The 17,601-nt window shown below is 39.8% G+C and carries 20 protein-coding genes; 8 read left to right on the forward strand and 12 right to left on the reverse strand.

What is annotated here, in order from left to right:
• Nucleotides 1-17: 17 nt before the first annotated feature.
• Together ytkD and AC3WR0_RS03270 are read right to left on the reverse strand one after the other, a co-directional pair.
• The gene (ytkD, locus tag AC3WR0_RS03265; protein WP_492550956.1) at nucleotides 18-491 is read right to left on the reverse strand and encodes an RNA deprotection pyrophosphohydrolase; all 474 of its coding nucleotides are present in this window, start codon (nucleotides 489-491) and stop codon (nucleotides 18-20) included.
• Nucleotides 492-784: 293 nt separating this feature from the next.
• Nucleotides 785-1,108, reverse strand: a complete 324-nt coding sequence (locus AC3WR0_RS03270) for a hydrolase (RefSeq protein ID WP_492550957.1) — start codon at nucleotides 1,106-1,108, stop codon at nucleotides 785-787.
• A 196-nt stretch (nucleotides 1,109-1,304) separates the two neighbouring features.
• Between AC3WR0_RS03270 and AC3WR0_RS03275 the strand changes: the two genes are divergently transcribed.
• A complete protein-coding gene (locus tag AC3WR0_RS03275; RefSeq protein WP_027322124.1) occupies nucleotides 1,305-1,562 on the forward strand; it encodes a DUF6154 family protein in 258 nt (85 codons plus the stop codon).
• A 179-nt stretch (nucleotides 1,563-1,741) separates the two neighbouring features.
• Here the strand turns inward: AC3WR0_RS03275 and AC3WR0_RS03280 are convergent, their stop codons facing one another.
• Nucleotides 1,742-2,182 carry a Dps family protein gene (locus tag AC3WR0_RS03280; protein WP_492550958.1) on the reverse strand — a complete coding sequence of 147 codons (441 nt, stop codon included), beginning with the start codon at nucleotides 2,180-2,182 and terminating at the stop codon, nucleotides 1,742-1,744.
• A gap of 97 nt (nucleotides 2,183-2,279) precedes the next feature.
• On the opposite strand from AC3WR0_RS03280, the gene ytzI reads away from it, so the two are divergent.
• Complete coding sequence (gene ytzI, locus AC3WR0_RS03285; protein WP_081680107.1) at nucleotides 2,280-2,444, forward strand: YtzI protein; 165 nt, start codon at nucleotides 2,280-2,282, stop codon at nucleotides 2,442-2,444.
• A gap of 77 nt (nucleotides 2,445-2,521) precedes the next feature.
• Here ytzI and AC3WR0_RS03290 read toward each other — a convergent pair whose 3' ends face one another.
• Nucleotides 2,522-2,995, reverse strand: a complete 474-nt coding sequence (locus AC3WR0_RS03290) for an S-ribosylhomocysteine lyase (protein WP_492550959.1) — start codon at nucleotides 2,993-2,995, stop codon at nucleotides 2,522-2,524.
• A 154-nt stretch (nucleotides 2,996-3,149) separates the two neighbouring features.
• Here AC3WR0_RS03290 and yidD point away from each other — a divergent pair, with 154 nt between their 5' ends.
• Entirely contained in the window at nucleotides 3,150-3,383 is a 234-nt protein-coding gene (gene yidD, locus AC3WR0_RS03295; protein ID WP_492550960.1) for a membrane protein insertion efficiency factor YidD, read from the forward strand.
• Between the two features lie 8 nt (nucleotides 3,384-3,391).
• On the opposite strand, the gene AC3WR0_RS03300 is transcribed toward yidD, so the two are convergent.
• Entirely contained in the window at nucleotides 3,392-3,964 is a 573-nt protein-coding gene (locus tag AC3WR0_RS03300; protein WP_492550961.1) for a beta-class carbonic anhydrase, read from the reverse strand.
• Nucleotides 3,965-4,121: 157 nt separating this feature from the next.
• Here AC3WR0_RS03300 and AC3WR0_RS03305 point away from each other — a divergent pair, with 157 nt between their 5' ends.
• The 4 genes from AC3WR0_RS03305 to AC3WR0_RS03320 all read left to right on the forward strand — a co-directional run bounded on the left by AC3WR0_RS03305 (nucleotide 4,122) and on the right by AC3WR0_RS03320 (nucleotide 7,816).
• Nucleotides 4,122-5,051 carry a metal ABC transporter solute-binding protein, Zn/Mn family gene (locus AC3WR0_RS03305; protein WP_492550962.1) on the forward strand — a complete coding sequence of 310 codons (930 nt, stop codon included), beginning with the start codon at nucleotides 4,122-4,124 and terminating at the stop codon, nucleotides 5,049-5,051.
• A 117-nt stretch (nucleotides 5,052-5,168) separates the two neighbouring features.
• Nucleotides 5,169-6,530 carry a cytochrome ubiquinol oxidase subunit I gene (locus AC3WR0_RS03310; protein WP_492550963.1) on the forward strand — a complete coding sequence of 454 codons (1,362 nt, stop codon included), beginning with the start codon at nucleotides 5,169-5,171 and terminating at the stop codon, nucleotides 6,528-6,530.
• Between the two features lie 12 nt (nucleotides 6,531-6,542).
• The gene (locus AC3WR0_RS03315; RefSeq protein ID WP_492550964.1) at nucleotides 6,543-7,586 is read left to right on the forward strand and encodes a cytochrome d ubiquinol oxidase subunit II; all 1,044 of its coding nucleotides are present in this window, start codon (nucleotides 6,543-6,545) and stop codon (nucleotides 7,584-7,586) included.
• A 74-nt stretch (nucleotides 7,587-7,660) separates the two neighbouring features.
• Nucleotides 7,661-7,816 (forward strand): DUF1540 domain-containing protein, encoded by a 156-nt coding sequence (locus tag AC3WR0_RS03320; protein ID WP_081680108.1) that lies wholly within the window; start codon nucleotides 7,661-7,663, stop codon nucleotides 7,814-7,816.
• Between the two features lie 182 nt (nucleotides 7,817-7,998).
• Here the strand turns inward: AC3WR0_RS03320 and menC are convergent, their stop codons facing one another.
• The 6 genes from menC to AC3WR0_RS03350 all read right to left on the reverse strand — a co-directional run bounded on the left by menC (nucleotide 7,999) and on the right by AC3WR0_RS03350 (nucleotide 15,726).
• Nucleotides 7,999-9,105, reverse strand: coding sequence for an o-succinylbenzoate synthase (menC, locus tag AC3WR0_RS03325; RefSeq protein WP_492550965.1), 1,107 nt, complete (start codon nucleotides 9,103-9,105; stop codon nucleotides 7,999-8,001).
• Nucleotides 9,105-10,601 carry an o-succinylbenzoate--CoA ligase gene (locus tag AC3WR0_RS03330; RefSeq protein WP_492550966.1) on the reverse strand — a complete coding sequence of 499 codons (1,497 nt, stop codon included), beginning with the start codon at nucleotides 10,599-10,601 and terminating at the stop codon, nucleotides 9,105-9,107. Before AC3WR0_RS03330 ends, menC begins: the two co-directional genes overlap by 1 nt.
• 326 nt (nucleotides 10,602-10,927) lie before the next feature.
• Nucleotides 10,928-11,746 carry a 1,4-dihydroxy-2-naphthoyl-CoA synthase gene (gene menB / locus AC3WR0_RS03335; RefSeq protein ID WP_492550967.1) on the reverse strand — a complete coding sequence of 273 codons (819 nt, stop codon included), beginning with the start codon at nucleotides 11,744-11,746 and terminating at the stop codon, nucleotides 10,928-10,930.
• Entirely contained in the window at nucleotides 11,736-12,572 is an 837-nt protein-coding gene (gene menH / locus AC3WR0_RS03340) for a 2-succinyl-6-hydroxy-2,4-cyclohexadiene-1-carboxylate synthase (RefSeq protein WP_492550968.1), read from the reverse strand. Before menH ends, menB begins: the two co-directional genes overlap by 11 nt.
• Nucleotides 12,569-14,323: a 2-succinyl-5-enolpyruvyl-6-hydroxy-3-cyclohexene-1-carboxylic-acid synthase gene (gene menD, locus AC3WR0_RS03345; protein WP_492550969.1), complete on the reverse strand. Its 1,755-nt coding sequence runs from the start codon at nucleotides 14,321-14,323 to the stop codon at nucleotides 12,569-12,571. Before menD ends, menH begins: the two co-directional genes overlap by 4 nt.
• Nucleotides 14,320-15,726 carry an isochorismate synthase gene (locus tag AC3WR0_RS03350; protein WP_492550970.1) on the reverse strand — a complete coding sequence of 469 codons (1,407 nt, stop codon included), beginning with the start codon at nucleotides 15,724-15,726 and terminating at the stop codon, nucleotides 14,320-14,322. Before AC3WR0_RS03350 ends, menD begins: the two co-directional genes overlap by 4 nt.
• Before the next feature lie 410 nt (nucleotides 15,727-16,136).
• On the opposite strand from AC3WR0_RS03350, the gene AC3WR0_RS03355 reads away from it, so the two are divergent.
• Nucleotides 16,137-17,075: a 1,4-dihydroxy-2-naphthoate polyprenyltransferase gene (locus tag AC3WR0_RS03355; protein ID WP_492550971.1), complete on the forward strand. Its 939-nt coding sequence runs from the start codon at nucleotides 16,137-16,139 to the stop codon at nucleotides 17,073-17,075.
• 296 nt (nucleotides 17,076-17,371) lie between these two features.
• Here the strand turns inward: AC3WR0_RS03355 and AC3WR0_RS03360 are convergent.
• On the reverse strand, nucleotides 17,372-17,601 hold a 230-nt coding region (locus tag AC3WR0_RS03360), incomplete at its 5' end, for a hypothetical protein (RefSeq protein ID WP_492550972.1).

Genomic DNA, 17,601 nt, shown 5'->3' on the forward strand with positions numbered 1-17,601 from the left:
CAGTGTTTTTATGCTTTTTACTTCAAATTTTTTTCAATATATTGCAGGCATTCCCCCACAACCTGATCTTTCATAATAAAACTATATTCTGATTGAAACCGAAGCTTCTTTAAATCTCCTTTTATAATCTTGGGTCCATCCGTTTCCATATAACCAGGTTTTTGTTCAATATTTTCGACTTTGGCCCAATAAACAGCTTTTACAAATGATTCTGCTTGGTTCATAACCATGTATTCAGCAATTTTCACCAAACTGGATAGAGAAGCTCCCGTTTCTTCGTAAACTTCCCTGTGCGCTGCTTCTTCTAGTGTTTCATCAGGCTCCACTTTTCCGCCAGGAAACTCCAAACCTCTTTCCTTATGCCTGGTTAGCAGCCATCCATTGTCAATTTGGGGTATTACTAATACATGTTTTGTATCCTTGTTAAATATTCCTTCTTCAAAGGTTAAAAAAACATTATTATTGAAGTAGTCATAGAACTCCTTGATCATAGTCCTCAATTCCCATTCATTTATTTTAATGTAAATTATTATAAATGATTGTACTACTTTGGTCTAAAAAGTTGTGAGCCTAACTCTCTCTCCATTAGAAAAACTTTGCATTCGCCAAGTCCTTTTGGCGGATGCCCTAGTTTTGCTAATCAAGCTCAAAACGGCATATCCTCGAAAAAGCTATATTTTTCTTGGTGCGATGTTGCTACAGGAGGTGGACAATTTTAATATAAAAATTATATAATTTTCATCTATCAAAAAAACCCTTATCCGTACAGGATAAGGATTTCCCCTTAAAGTGATGGAGGAAGAATGTTCATCGACTCTATATGTGTCTTTGCTTCTTCATCGCCCAAATCATAAAGCATCTGAAATATTTTTTGTGAGGTGCTGTCATAAGCATCATTTTCACGGTCATAATGATATTGTACAACCGGAACATGGGACCGAAAAAAGTTTTGCCAGTCAGTAGAATAGTTTTGATCAAAATATTCCCGAAGCTGGATAATTTCTTCATCGGTGGCATTGATTTTATAGTTCCACGTTGAACTTGTTTCACTCTGGGAAATCTCTCCCGTACCTACATCAATGAAATAGGTCTTTTTTTGCTGATCCATGACTTTCCCCCTTTAACTTGTTATTTATCGTTTCCCACAATATTTAAAAATTTATTCTTTTTGTTTTCATTTTATGGAACTTAACAACAGCCTCATTACATAAAATGAATAAACAAAAATCTTCCAAAAGGAATAAAATTCTATGGAAGGGGTATTGAATAATTAAGAGTAAAATTGTATTGAGGAGGTGAACATGATGAAATTAGTTGATGAACTATACGAGATGTACCGCAATAAATTGACCGGAGATGAAGAAGATATCGATATGCTGGCATTTGCTTTTTTGGAGGAAATGTCCCACGAAGACCTGCTTGGTTTAATTCAGGAGATGGATAAACAGGAATTATACGATCTTATGGGGATATATTTAATCGAGAGCCTTAAGGGGAAATTTGCCCAGGAAGATTTCCGTCAGCACCGCACCCCTACCTACTATCCAAGAAATATTCATTGACCATACATACCAGTGAACCAAAGAAGCTGTGGCTCAACAGCTTCTTTTTTTTGTTAAGAAAATATAAAGTTTTACCTTTTAAATTGTCTAGTTCCAGCGCACAGCGAGTTTTCATCTTCTTTTTAAAAAAAGGGCCTATGCCGCCGCATAGGTCCCTTTTTGTATAAGTAACGCTTTTTTTATCCTAAAAAGGCTTTAAGCATCCAAACATGCTTACCAAGGCTTTCATTAATTCCTGTGAACATGTCAGCTGTTACTGGATCTCCTTCATCTTCTGCTAGGGAGATGGTTTCTTTAATTTCCCCTACTAATTGGGAAAAGTCATTAACAACCGCCTGTACCATTTCCTGCTCACTCTGTTCTGTACCATCAGCCTCTTTAATGGTAGCTGTATTAAGACACTCTTTTAATGTAGACACTGGTTTTTCACCTTTAATTAATAATCTTTCAGCCATTTCATCCAGGTGAAGTGTCACTTCATCATAAAGCTCTTCAAATTTTTTATGAAGCTCAAAAAAATGATGGCCCTTTACAAACCAGTGATAATGATGAAGTTTTTCATACATCACAGTAAAGTTGGCAACTTGAACATTTACGGAATCAACTAATTTATTTGGCATATACATCCCTCCGGGTAATATTTTACCCATCCCTTAAAAATTAAAACTCACATTTATTCATGACCATGTTAGAATGGATACGGAAGGGGGAAAAAATATGATAACAATTATGGTAGTCGGGATTATTATTGTCATTGTCGTACTCCTGCTTAGCGTTCTTACCACTTCGAAGGCCTATACTTTTAAACATACAGTGGATCCCCTTGAAGGCAATCCACACTTAAACACCGAAAAAGAAGAGAAAAAGTCTGAAAGCAGATAAATAAAAAGATTCCTATCCAAGTGGATAGGAATCTTTTTATTAATGTATTTAGATCCTGAAGGACGCTTAGACTTTTCTTATGCAAATACCTGTTTCAGGTCTTCTTTGCTTTGTTCTAGCCAAAAACGCATTAAGCGTTTAGCACCTTCTAAATCATGAAGCTTAGCCTGGCCGCATTGTTTTTCATTTGCAGCAGGAATTTCTGTGATTTCAACAGCTGCTTTCATAGTGTCTTCAAGAAGGTCAATGATTTCCTCGACAGTCGGCTCGCCGCTTACAACGAGATAATAGCCTGTCTGGCAGCCCATTGGAGAAATATCAATGATATCAAAATGATCATATTTCTCTGAATGCTCCCGAATATTAAAAGCAAGCAAATGCTCAAGTGTATGGATGGTGTCAGGCTTCATCGCCTGTTTGTTAGGCTGGCAAAAACGAATATCAAATTTATTAACAACACCGTCACTGCCGACTTTATGAACACCACAATGGCGAACATACGGAGCCTTAACGGCATTATGGTCCAATTCAAAGCTTTCTACTGAAGGCATGCGTATCACTCCTTTATAAATCTTTCTTTATTATAACGCTAACGGTGGTCTATTTCATCCATAAAATCTGAATTGAATAATTTAGACTCTAAAGTCTGTTTGTGGTATGTTGGACTCAAATAAACCTTCTCAGTTTTAAAAGGAGTTCTTACAGATGTTAAAGAAAGCTTTTATTGGATTAATACGTTTTTACCAGGTTGCCATATCACCTTTAAAGCCCCCATCCTGCCGATTCTATCCTACATGCTCACAGTATGGTCTTGAAGCGGTTAAAAGGTTCGGGGCAATTAAAGGCGGCTGGCTGACATTGCTGCGCATTTTAAAATGCCATCCTTTCCATCCCGGCGGTATAGATTATGTTCCGGAAAAGTGGTCAAAAATAAAATAATGCTTTGCTTACTTGTTGTAGCCGTCTACAACAAGATCAAGCTTCCCTGTAGAAGGGTCAATGACCAGCCCATGAACTACTACATCATTCGGCATTAGAGGATGATTTTTAATAATATCCACACTGTGTTTTACGCTGTCTTCCACTTTATCAAACCCCTGCAGCCATTGAGAAACATCTATCCCCGAATACGATAATGTATGCAGAGTCTCTTCACTGACTCCTCTTTGGAGCATTTTGTCAACCATAGGATCCGCTTTAAGTCCACTCATTCCGCAGTCACGATGGCCAATTACCATTACTTCATCAGCTTGAAGCTCATAAACTGCGACAAGGATACTCCGCATAATACTCCCAAAAGGATGGGTAACTAGCGCACCCGCGTTTTTAATTGTTTTAACATCGCCATTGCTAAAATTCATTGCTTTTGGCAACAATTCTAGCAGACGGGTATCCATACAGGTCAAAACGACCATTTTCTTTTTTGGAAACTTTGTTGTTTGATACTTTTCGTATTCCTTTTTTTCGACGAATTCATGATTATAGTCCAGAATCTCATTCAATAATTTTTTCTCAGTCATCTTATCTCATTCCTTTCTATGTCTTAGGATATAAAACTTTAGCTAGGAAATACAAATCTTTTACTTGCTTCAGGGTTATTTTTTTTGTAAGATACATAAAGTAAATCGTAATCATTCCTACTTATTTTTTAAAACCCTTATTATTGAGGAGACTAATATGAAAAACTTATCGCTCGTTTTTTCCCTCGTACTGGCCTTTGGCCTTATCTTGTCTGGATGTTCAGGGAGTAACGGTTCTTCAGAAAAAAAGAAAAATGTCTTATCCGTCTACACCACCGTTTTTCCCCTTCAATACTTTTCAGAAAGAATTGGCGGAAAATATGTTAAGGTCGACACTATATATCCTCCTGGGTCAGATGAGCATACCTTTGAACCTTCTCAAAAGAATATGATGAATTTAGCAGATGCAGACTTATTCATCTATATAGGACTAGGGCTTGAGGGCTTTGTTGAAAAGGCAAAGGAAACCTTAAAAAACGAAAATGTTACTATGCTTGCTGCTGCCGCAAACCTTAAACTGCCAAAAAACCAGGAAAATGCTGATGAAGAAGATGGGCATAGCGATGTTAACCCGCATGTTTGGCTGGATCCGGTTTACTCAAAAGAAATGGCTGCTTCCATTAAGGACGCCATGATAAAGAAGATGCCAGGGAAAAAGGATTATTTTAACCAAAACTATAATAAACTTGCAGCCGAATTAGACCAGCTGAACCAGGATTTTAAAAAAACAGCAGACAATGCCGTGCATAAAGAATTTATCGTTACCCACGCAGCTTTTGGCTACTGGGAAACCAGGTATGGAATTAAGCAGATCAGTATAGCCGGACTCTCAACAGCAAATGAACCATCTCAGAAAAAACTCGAAGGAATTGTTTCAGCAGTTGAAAAAGAACACCTGAAATATATACTATTTGAACAAAATGTTAATTCCAAGCTTGGTGAAATTGTTGAAAAAGAAACAGGAATTAAAGCCCTGCCTATTCATAATCTTGCTATTCTCACCAATAAAAACATTAAAGATAAAGAGACATATATTACGCTTATGAAAAAAAATCTGGATACATTAAAAATTGCACTTAACAATTAAGGCTCCCTTTTCTGGGGGCTTTTATTTTTGTTCGGCTGCGTGGGAAGTTTTACATAATCTCATTCCCTTATGTTAACACTATTGGCAAAGAGTACATTTTAAGAAAGGAACATGTAAATGAGTGATTTATTACTGGCAAGATCGCTATTTGGTACAACAATGGCATTTCATATTATTTTCGCGACAATTGGTGTTGGACTGCCTTTGATGATTTTGACAGCTGAACTGCTGTACCAAAAAACAAAAGACCAGGAATATGCCGTAATGGCCAAGCGCTGGACAAAGGTTTTTGCTGTTCAACTGGGAGTTGGAATACCAACTGGAACCATTGCAGGTATGCAATTGTCGTTATTATGGCCTGGATTTATGGCTGTCATTGGAAAAGTAATGGCGCTGCCATTCCAGATCGAGATATACGCTTTTTTTATTGAAGCACTGTTCATGTCCATCTATGTCTATGCGGCTGAACGCATTCGCCCCTGGATGAGAATTGTCAGCCTTATATCAGTTGCCATAGGAGCATTGGCTTCTGCTGTTTTAATTACAAATGTCCATGCTTTCCAGGGAACACCGGATGGCTTTCGAATTGTAAATGGCAGGATCGTTGATGTCCATCCATGGAAAGCATTTTTCAATCCGAGCTTTTTAGTTACCTCAGGGCATGTTGCTCTCTCTGCTTATATCGTTGGAGCCTTTATCATCGCTTCTGTTTCCGCGTTCAAAATGCTGAAAAATGATTTTGGTTCAAGGGTCTATAAATTTCATCAAAAGGCCCTAATGGTTAGTTTAGTAATCGGAGGAGTATTTTCACTTCTTACTGCATTAAATGGCCACGAATCAGCACAATATTTACATCGTTACCAGCCGGAAAAGCTTGCAGCAGCAGAAGGATTATTTGAAACGCAGACTCATGCCCCACTGACTATTGGGGGTCTGACCGATAAGGGAACTCAGTCTGTTAAATGGGGCTTGGAAGTACCTTGGGCATTAAGCTTTTTAGCGGGGAACAGTTTTGATACGAAGGTAAAAGGCTTAAATGATTTTCCGGAAAGTGATTGGCCTCCTCTATTTGCGCACACACTATTTAATGCAATGGTTGGAGTTGGTTCCCTGCTGATTGTAATAGCTTTTGGAGGATTGCTTTGGAGAAAAGTCCTCAAAAAGGACCGATTTCCAAAATGGCTTATTTGGGTTTATGTAGCTTCAGGGCCTTTGGCGGTTATGGGCATTGAATTTGGTTGGATTTTTGCTTGCACAGGACGGCAGCCATGGACGATCTACCATATGCTTACGACTGCCCAATCTGTTACAACTTCCACTAATATTGGCACGTTGTTTGTATTATTTGTTCTTGTTTATGCCATATTGGCCTTTTCCGTTATTTTTGTTCTGTTTCATTACTTCAAGAAAAACACAGTTGCTGATGACCTTAACAGGGCAGAGCAAAAAGGAGTTCCCTTATTTGGGTCAAATTCCTAAGGAGGAGTCGCAATGTCTGACGTATATTTGGCCGTCACCATTCTATGGGGGTTTGTTTTCATATATGCGGTGATGGCCACAATGGATTTTGGAGCAGGGTTTTGGTCAATGATTTATATTAATCATGCCAAAACAAAAGCAACTACGGTTGCCAATAGATATTTATCACCTACTTGGGAGGTTACAAATACCTTTATTGTAGCCCTTGTAGTTGCGGTTTATAGTATGTTTCCAAAAGGGGCATATACGCTTGGTACTGTTCTTTTAATTCCCGGAAGCCTGATTCTGATTTTATTAGCGATTCGAAGTGCCTTTTTGGTTTTTTCACATTTTGTGGAGGAATATGAAAAAATTCTAGTTTATATTTCTGGCATAACCGGTATCCTAATTCCCGGATTATTAATTAGCGTTTTGCCAATTACTCATGGGAATTATGTTTATGTAATCGGAGGAAAAGAAACCCTTGATTTAGCCGGGCTTTTTTCAAGTCCAAATGAATATGCCTTTTTTGGCTTCGCAATTAGCAGTACATTATTTTTATCCTCTTTACTTTTAGCAGATTATTCCAAGGCTTCAGAAGAGCTTGATGCTTATAAGGTCTACCGAAGAGATGCCATTATTTTAGGGCCTATTTCATTATTAATGGCTGTCTTTATCATGCTCACCCTGAGAACTGAATCTAGCTGGCTTTACAATAAAATGATGGATAATTTTCCGTTTCTTTTACTATCCTTGCTTTTTTTCCTTATAGGAGGTCTAGGTCTGTTCCTCCCATCGGGAAAAGTTAAAGGAAAACCAAGACTTGCAGTTATCGCTGTTACTCTGCAATATTTAGCCGCAAGTTACGTATACGGAAGAGCTCATTTACCTTATATCGTTTATCCTTACGTGACGGTACACTCAGCATTTACAGATCCTTCTTCATTTCATGCAGTCTTTATCATGTATATCGCTGGCTTTGTTATTCTCTTTCCGGGATTTATCTATTTTTGGAGCCTGTTTATGAATGACAAACGCTACTTGCGCAGAAAAAGGGCAGACCAATCTCCAGAATAGACTGTATCTGGCAGGGATATTTAAAGACCAATTTTCCGAAGCTATTAATGTATCCTTTTAAAGGGGTGATACAAATGGCCAAGGATGTATTATGTGAAGTCAATAACTGTACTTACTGGGCAAATGGAAACAAATGCAGCGCAGACCAAATCTATGTTGTCAGCCATACCGGAAGTACAGCAGATGACCAAAAGGAAACCGACTGCAAAACCTTCGAACCACAAATATAAAAAGTAAAATGCACACGTGAAATTTCGTGTGCATTTTTTACGTTGCCCAGTGGAGATCATTTACGGAATTAGTACTTATAAGGGCTTGCCCCTTAGCCCTTCTCTAAGATGTCTTGGAGAAAAACTTCATAGATCCCTGGCTGTGATGGTTCGTCTATAGATCTTCGACTGACAGAGGCCGTTTAATTTTTATAGATCTTTTTTAAAACGGTCACTTCCTGAAGCCTTTTTTGATTTATATCAAATCCAATTCCCGCTTCTTGAGGAACTTTAATATATCCGTTTTCAACAATAACCTCCGGCAATATTATATCTTCCTCCCAGAATCTGCTAGAAGAAGATATATCGCCAGGAATCGTAAATCCAGGCAGAGAGGCAAGAGCTATATTATGGGCTCTTGATATTCCAAATTCAATCATTCCTCCAGCCCATACATCAATTTCTTTTTCCAGACAATAATCGTGTATACGTTTAGCCTCAGTCAGCCCGCCCACGCGGCCCATTTTAATATTAATAATTTTACAGCTGCCGAGTTCTATCGCCACCCTCGCATCTTCAAGAGAATGGATGCTTTCATCGAGACAAATAGGCGTGCGAATTGACTTCTGCAAGCAGGCATGGTCGATTATATCATCAAAACCCAACGGCTGTTCGATCATCATTAGATTGTACTCATCCAAAGCCTTTAATCGCTCTACATCCGAAAGACTATAGGCTGAATTGGCGTCCGCCATCAACGGAAGATCAGGATATTGGCGCCGTATTTCTGAGATCAGCTCAACATCCCTGCCTGGCTGAATTTTCACTTTGAATCTGCGATAGCCTTCTGCCAAATTAGTCTCTATTTGAGAGAGTGCCTCAGCGATACTTGCCGTTGCAACCACAACACCTGAGGGTATGCTATCACTAGTGCCTCCAAGAAGCCTTGATAGCGGCTGTTCACTTCTTTTAGCATACAAATCCCAAACTGCTGTTTCAAGGGCAGACTTCGCCATATGATTTCCTCTGATGGGCTCCAGGATGCTTAACAGTTCTTTAGGATGGCTGATTTCTTTGTTAAGAATAAGAGGAATTAGAAAATCCTCTATTACATGAAGTGAGGTTTTAACGGTTTCCTCTGTATACCAGGGAGAAGAGAAGGCAACGCCCTCACCAAAGCCTCTGATGGCATCCTCATCAATGACCTCAATAATGATGCCTTCTCTCTCCGATACAGTGCCTAAATGGGTGGTAAAAGGAGCTTTAAGCGGCATTTGAATAACATACAAAATAATTGAAGAAATCTTCATTATTTCTCCCTTCCGGCTTCCCACAGCTCTCTTAATTTTCTTCTTAAAAGTTTTTTAGCTGCGTTGCGCGGAAGTTCTTCAATTGTATGAATTTCTTTTGGAACTTTATATCTTGCCATTCGGATGGAACAAAACTCAATTAACTCCTCTTCAGTCACATCAGCACTTTCTCTTATGACAACGTAAGCTGCTGGTACCTGGCCCCATTTCTCATCAGGTATACCGATAACCCCGGCTTCCGTCACTCCAGAATGACCCAAGAGTATTCCCTCTAGTTCCGCGGGATAAATATTTTCTCCCCCAGAAATAATTAAATCATCACGGCGGTCCAAGACAAATAAAAATCCTTCTTCGTCCAGATATCCTATATCCCCGGTATGAAGCCAGCCATTCCTGAACTTTTCTTTTGTTGCATCTTCCCTATACAAATAACCTGGCGTTACATTTGGCCCTTTTACAATAATTTCTCCTGCTTCTCCTGGCTGAGCATTTTTTCCTTCGGTCGTAAGAATATTTATTTGTGAAGGAAATAGAGTTTTTCCTGCTGATCCCAGTTTGGCAAGACTGTACTCAGGAGCGAGGGTAACAATCTGAGAAGAAGTTTCCGTCATTCCATACGACTGAAAAACGGGGATACCAAAGTCGGCACAAGTCTCAAGCAGCGGAAGGGGAGCTGGTCCTCCGCCAAGCAGCATACAGCGAAAATGTGCTGGAAGATGTTCACCATTGAGGTAATCCGTTATCCTCGTAAGCATTGTTGAGACCACCGACATGATGGTGACCCTTTTCTGTTCTATATCACTTAGCGTTTTTAAAACATCAAAGCTTTCATGAAGGACGATGCTCATTCCATATATAACACTCCGCATAAGAATAGAAAAACCGCTTATATGGAAGATAGGAACCGCACAAAGCCAACAATCGGAGTCCATAACTCCTAGATTCAAAGCAGACCCTGTTGCACTCCACCAGTGGTTTCCATACGTTTGTATAACGCCCTTTGGGTTGCCTGTTGTTCCCGATGTATACATAATGGTGCAAATGTCGGCTAAATCAATCTCTTCCTCTGCCTTAAAGATTTCAGCTGATTTACTCCAAAGTTCTTCTTTAGTGACTATATTGCATTGACCAAGTTGGCTCCGTTTAAGGCTTTCTGTTACAGAAAAAGAAGCATCGGCAATGACAATGTCAGTTTTAGAATCTTTCAGCTGCCATTCCAATTCTCTCGCAGAAAGCCTGTTATTAAGCATCACCGCGCGGGCCCCGATTAATTGCAGGGCAAATAAAATAAATACTGTATCAATATGATTTGTCAGCAGAATTCCAGTAAAGCTCTTCTTCTTTACTCCGAAAGCTGTAAGCCTGCCTGCAGTTTCAAAGGATTTGTCATATAAATCTTTAAATGACAGAGCCTGTCCATCAAAATATAAAGCTATTCTGTCAGGTGTAAGAAACGCTCTTTTTTTCAAAAAGTTTGGCATCAATTCTTGATTCATTTGATTTATCACCATCACATAATTTAATCATTTAACTGTTATGGACCTTGCGGGCGAAATTCCGTAGTTTACGCGCGATTTATGGATCTTGCGCGCAGAATTCCTATCTCAATGCGCCGACTTATGGATCTTATGCGCAGAATTCCTATGTCTACGCGCCGACTTATGGATCTTATGCACGGAATTCCTATCTCTATGCGCCGATTTATGGATCTTATGCGCTGAATTCCTATGTATATGCGCCGATTTTTATTTTATAGGCAAAAACAGCTCGATGGAAAATCCACCAAGCTGTTTGTTGTTGCCTATCGCACTTGCATTTTTCATTAAGGAAAACGAGGGAATTGGCCAAAGTCTGGTTTGCGTTTTTCCTTGAACGCATCCCTTCCCTCTTTTGCCTCATCCGTTGTGTAATAAAGCAGTGTTGCGTCTCCGGCAAACTGCTGGATACCAGCCAATCCATCAGTATCTGCATTAAATGCAGCTTTAAGGAATCGGATAGCTGTTGGGCTCTTTTCAAGGATTTCTTCACACCATTTAATGGTTTCCTCTTCAACCTGATCAAGAGGAACAACGGTGTTAACAAGACCCATATCAAGAGCTTCCTGCGCATCATACTGGCGGCAAAGGAACCAAATTTCACGAGCCTTTTTATGGCCTACGATTCTTGCTAGATAACCAGAGCCGTATCCTGCATCAAAGCTTCCAACTTTAGGTCCTGTCTGTCCAAAGCGAGCATTATCTGCTGCAATGGTCAAATCACAAACGACATGGAGAACATGTCCCCCGCCAATTGCATAGCCCTTTACCATAGCAATAACCGGCTTAGGAATAACCCGGATTAAACGCTGAAGGTCAAGAACATTCAAACGAGGAATCTCGTCTTCACCAACATAGCCGCCGTGACCGCGTACTCTTTGGTCACCGCCTGAACAGAACGCTTTATCTCCAGCTCCTGTCAGCACAATCACACCTACACTCGCATCATCTCGTGCATAGGCAAAAGCATCGATTAATTCCATAACTGTTTTTGGACGGAAAGCATTGTGAACTTCCGGACGATTAATGGTGACCTTTGCAATTCCATTATAAGTCTCATAAAGTATATCTTCATATTTTCTTTCTGCAACCCATTCAACTGTCAAAATGAACTCCTCCTTTATTATGTATTCGACAAAACTCACTAACTATTGTACCAAACTTTTCCGATTTCTCCACATGAATTGCATGCCCGCTTTCTAAAACAGTAACCCAGCGTGCATTTTTCAGCTCTTTTTGCATTTTTTCAGCAATCATACAAAACTTCTTATCAAGAGAACCGGTCAGTAAAAGGACTTCGCAGGATATATCCTTTAAACTTTCCCACCACGAAGGCTGGGAACCTGTCCCCATTCCCCGCAGGCTGTTCGCAAGTCCTGTTGGGCTGTTAAAAAGCCGCTGTTCTCTGACAGCCTCCTGTGCCTCCTTTGGAATCCCCTTCATTGTTTTAAAAAGGGGGATATTTCCCCAGCGTTCGATAAACGGAGGCACGCCTTCTTCTATAATAAAGTTGGCAAGTTCGCCATCTTTCATACAACGTTCTACTCTTTCCTGCGAGGAAGCAAGACCAGGAGATGCACTTTCCAAGATTAATTTCCTTACCTTTTCAGGATAGAGAACAGCAAAAGTCAATGCCAGGCGTCCCCCCATTGAATAGCCAAGAACATCGGCACTTTCAATACCCAACTGATCTAAAAGGGAATTTAAATCCCTGGCGGCAGAATGGATATCATACCGCTTGTAGTCTTCTGGTGATTCCGTTTCACCATGACCAATAATATCTGGCATAATCAGACGAGAATGCTGGCCCCAATTATTGCAAAAAGGAGTCCACGTTGAACAGCTTCCCGTAAAACCATGCAGGGCCAGCAGTGGAAATCCCGATCCGCATTGTTCTACATGATAATGAATACCTTCAACTAAAAGGTTCATTTTTGTTCTCCATTTACCCATTTAGATATTTCCCGGGAAACAGAATTCCACATTTCTCGATGTTCGTCCCTGCTTTTGTCCCTATTTGTCACTATTTCAAACACATTAAGCCCCTTCCGAGGAGATAGCTCACGAAACGCAGCAGTGAAATGGTCCCAATCTTCGCTTCTGCTAAAATTACCGTTATACATCCGTACCACATGCTCAAAATCAAGATCAATAGGAGTGCCAAAGAGAAGTTCATAGTTTCTTGGCAAAGAGGCCTGTGGCAGGAAGGAGAAAATGCCGCCGCCGTTATTATTCACAATAATAATATTTAAGTCAATGTCGTAGAGCTTTGCAGCCAATAAACCATTTAAATCATGGAAAAAGGTCAAATCACCTAATATAAGGTACATTGGTCCTGAATATAGGGCTGCTCCAAGAGCTGTTGAAATGGTTCCATCAATACCGTTTGCTCCTCTGTTGGCAAACACCTTAATTTGCCTTTGGTTATTATGGAAATAACTGTCCAGATCACGGATTGGCATACTATTGCCTACAAATACAGATGCCTTTTCAGGAAGAAGATCGGCAAGCTGATAAAAAAGCCGGCTTTCACTTGAACCTGAAAAATCCTTTACCATAGAGATGGACGCCTTGGTTAATTCATTTACTTTTTTCCAGTCATTCAGATAACTATGGTTTTGTTTTTTATTAATAAGAGATGATACTTTTTTGCAAAAGCGGCTTTCCTCACAATAAATCATGTCAGTGGACAGTGCGGCTGGGTCGCGCCATCCTCCTCCGCCATCAACAACAAATTGGACAGCGGAATGATTTTCTTTTATGAAGATGGAAAGTGCCTTTGACACCGGCATGGCACCGAATCGAAGAATGACATCAGGCTTTAGAGCTGTTTTTGCATCTTCAGTACGTAAAAAAGAATCATATGTATCAATAATGTTTTCATCGTTATGCGTTCCTGACCTTAATTGGGATAAAGGATCAGCCAAAATAGGAAAGTTCAGAGTATCAGAAAGACGTGTAACTTCTCCGGCAAATTCCGGGCTTGAGATTTGTCCACATATAATGATCCCCTTTTCCTCCTTATTTAGGAGATTTGCTATTTCTTCAAATTGGCTATCGTCAATAGTCCACTCACTGTGATGAATATTTACATAACGGTCTTTCCTCTCTTCAAGACGGAAAAGAGTCTCTTGATTTAGGTCTGGAATCAACGGCTCACGGAAAGGGAAATTAAGGTGAACCGGCCCCGCTGGACCTTTAATGGCAGTAGCTGCAGCACGAGCACAGGTTGTTCTGACATAACGAAGCATGTCATTGGTTTTTTCCGGAGGAGACATCTCCGCAAACCACTTTACATGCTTACCGTATAAATTAATTTGATCCATTGCCTGTGGTGCACCCACATCGCGCAGCTCATGCGGACGGTCTGCGGTAATAACAATTAAAGGGACACGTGAAAGATTTGCCTCTGCCACTGCTGGAAAGTAATTGGCTGCTGCTGTTCCGGATGTACATAATATTGCTACAGCCCTTTCAGTCGCTTTGGCAATTCCTAATGCTAAAAAGGCAGCTGAACGCTCGTCAACATGAATATGAATTTTTAATCCAGGATGCTCTGCCATGACAAGCGCCATGGGAGTAGAACGTGACCCAGGGCTTATGACGACATCGGTTACTCCTGTATTAACAAGTTCAGCCACAAAGGCTGCTGTATAGGCGGTTAAAGATTCCTGATGATTCATGATTGATTTCCTCCAAGCGCATTAAGCATAGGCCTAAACTTTAAGCTTGTTTCTAAAAACTCACTTTCAGGATCAGAATCAGATACAACTCCGCATCCAGCAAATAGGGAGGCTTCCTTTCCCTGCAAAAGGGCTGAACGGATAGCTACCGCAAATTCCCCATTTCCCTTATAATCCATCCAGCCAAGAGGCGCTGCATAAAATCCTCGGTCAAGCTCCTCAACACTTCTGATCTTTTCCACTGCTTCGTACTTTGGGAGACCTCCAAGTGCAGGAGTAGGATGAAGCCTTTCAACCATTTGTATAAGTGATGCATCTTCTTTCGATATACCCACAACAGGTGTATAAAGATGCTGAATATCCCTGATTTTCAATAATTGAGGCTGATCCGGCATTTCTACCCTTTTACATGTTTCCTCAAGTGCTTCTCTGATCATTTCAACAACATAATGATGCTCAATAAGATTTTTTTGATCGCTTAATAACTGGTCACCGAGGGCTCTGTCCTCTTCCTCGGTTTTCCCGCGTCGAATTGAGCCGGCGAGACAGGTAGAAAAAATGTTTTTTCCCTGTTTTTTTACTAATCTTTCTGGCGATGCTCCAATAAAGCTGTCCCCATTAGACTCAAAAGAGAAAATGAAGCTTTCATGCTGCGCTTTATTTAAATGGGATAAAGCTGCTTCCGGTTCAGCCGGTTCCTCAAAAAACAATCTTAATTCCCTTGCAAGTACTACTTTTTTTAATGACCCTTTTTCTAAATCAGGCAAAATTTCAGCCACCGTTTCTTTCCAGGACTCCGGTGAAATTTCTTTCATGTCGCTTAAATGGGGCAGCTCTGAACTCATTGATAGAGGTATAGAGTTGAGCAGCTCCTCACGTTCTTGCATAACTTTATGATAAAGGGACAAATCATCATGCTGTGTACACACAACATTTGTTGTCAAATAAGTTTTTCCTTTAATTACACTTAACATGTATTTAGAAAGATGGAACAATGCATCTCCATACTTGGACCACAGCCCGGACTTTTCTTTGCTGGGATCGAAGGAAAATCCGCCAAACATAAGCGGACCAACACCATTTTCCTTATAAGGATTATCAATCAACGCATTTTCAATAAAGCGCTTCCACGCTTTTTCAACATGAAAAAAGCGGTCAGTAGCCTGATCCGACTGAAATTGGTTTATTATTCCGTTCCCTGCAAGGTATATTTCATCCGAAGGGTCTTTCCAAAAAAACCGTTCCCCATAAAAACGTTCTTTTCCTGTATAATAAAATAGTAAAGGATCGATTGGGGCTATTTGTCGAACCTCACTTACCAAAATAGGCCTTCCATCGTTTTTCGCCCGGTCAATGGCAAGCAAAATTCCTTCCTTAAGTTCTGATTCTTGAATGGTAACCAAAAAAATCCCTCCAAAACAGCCAAAACGCTGTTATCCATTCATTTTAAGCTTATTTTAAGATACTACTCCAATTGTAACTATGTCAATAACTCCGATTACACTATTCCCCAGTTCATTCCTTATTATATATTAAAAAACCTGGCATTCTTTGTCTATTTGGCGGATGATCTAGTTTTGCTTATGCATTCAGAATTTAAAGATTTAAATTCGAATGAGCTAAAAAACTTTAAGATTTACCTCTTTTATTTTTCCACTATGAAGCCTTTTTCAAACAAAAAGGAATTACCTTCCATGGTATATAGGAAAAAAGTATTTGACACTGGGATATCCTTTCCATAAACTTAGTTTTGGAGTACAAAAATACACAATAAATGCAAGAAAATATAGATAATTAAAGGGAGAGAACGTTAATGCAGTCACATTTACAGAACAGTTCATCACCTGTTGTGGAAGCGAACCGCGGATTTCAAGTTTGGTGGCAATTAATGCGCCCGCATACCTTGACTGCCGCTTTTGTTCCCGTATTGCTGGGTACTGCTCTTGCATGGAGACATGGAAAAATTCATTTTGGAGTTTTTATTGCGATGCTTGTGGCAAGTCTGTTAATCCAGGCAGCTACTAATATGTTTAATGAGTATTTTGATTTTAAGCGCGGACTGGATAATGAGAATTCAGTAGGTATAGGCGGGGCAATTGTTCGTGACGGAATAAAGCCACAAACTGTTATTAGACTCGCTTTTAGTTTTTACGGATTGGCCCTTTTATTAGGAATATACATTTGTCAAAACAGCAGCTGGTGGCTCGCTTTAGTGGGCTTGGTATGCATGGCTGCGGGCTACTTTTATACTGGCGGTCCACTTCCCATTGCCTACACACCATTTGGAGAGCTTGTTGCAGGATTTTTTATGGGGCTCCTGATTATACTGATTTCTTTCTTTATTCAGACAGGTTTCGTTGACAAAACTAGTGTCTTGGTTTCAATACCAGTTATGGTTCTGGTTGATCTAATTTTATTATCCAACAACATTCGTGACCTTGACGGTGACAAAGAAAATGGGCGTAAAACACTTGCTATCCTTCTCGGAAGAAGAGGAGCCATTAATCTTTTGGGAGCTTCATTTACCCTCTCTTATCTTTGGGTATTGGCACTTATTTTTAATGGAACGGCTTCCCCCTGGGCAGCACTCGTTTTGCTTAGTATCCCAAAAGCAATTAAGGCAACAAAAGGGTTTATCGGTAAAACAATGCCATTACAAATGATGCCTGCAATGAAAGCTACTGCTCAAACAAATACTATCTTCGGATTTTTACTCACAGTTGGCCTTTTCATTGGTCACTTCTTTTCATAATAAGTATTAGAGGTTATCCCATAAAAACGGGACAACCTCTTTTTTTTTGGCATTGATTTTTCACTGCCGGCGCTCGCTTTCCCCAGGTGTCGTGCCTTTTGCTTCAATCAAATTAAGGAAAGGCAACAATGAGCCTTATTTTTAATATACCCCTGCAGGTTTTCAAATAAATTAGTAAAAAAATTTGGCTAATTTTATGAAAAAACCTTACTCAATTTCTGTTTTTTATTAAAAATGATATTATTTTTGCTCACTTTGATACCAAATGACTATCAGCACAGCCATTTAATCACTTTTTAGAGGAAAAATACCCCTTCTATAAAAGTTTTATGCCCTACTTTCCTAAACATATGCACGACTTTAGCCGGTGAATGCACGAATTTTCCAGGTAAATGCACGATTTTGCCCGGTGAATGCACGAATTTAGCCGGTGAATGCAAGGCTTCGCCGATGATGTATAAAAGTATGTGTAAGCAAAAAAGTAGACAAAAAAAATAAGACAAAGTACTCTCGGTTTGTCCAGAAC

This window comes from Neobacillus sp. FW104-15D2, from assembly GCF_058790155.1.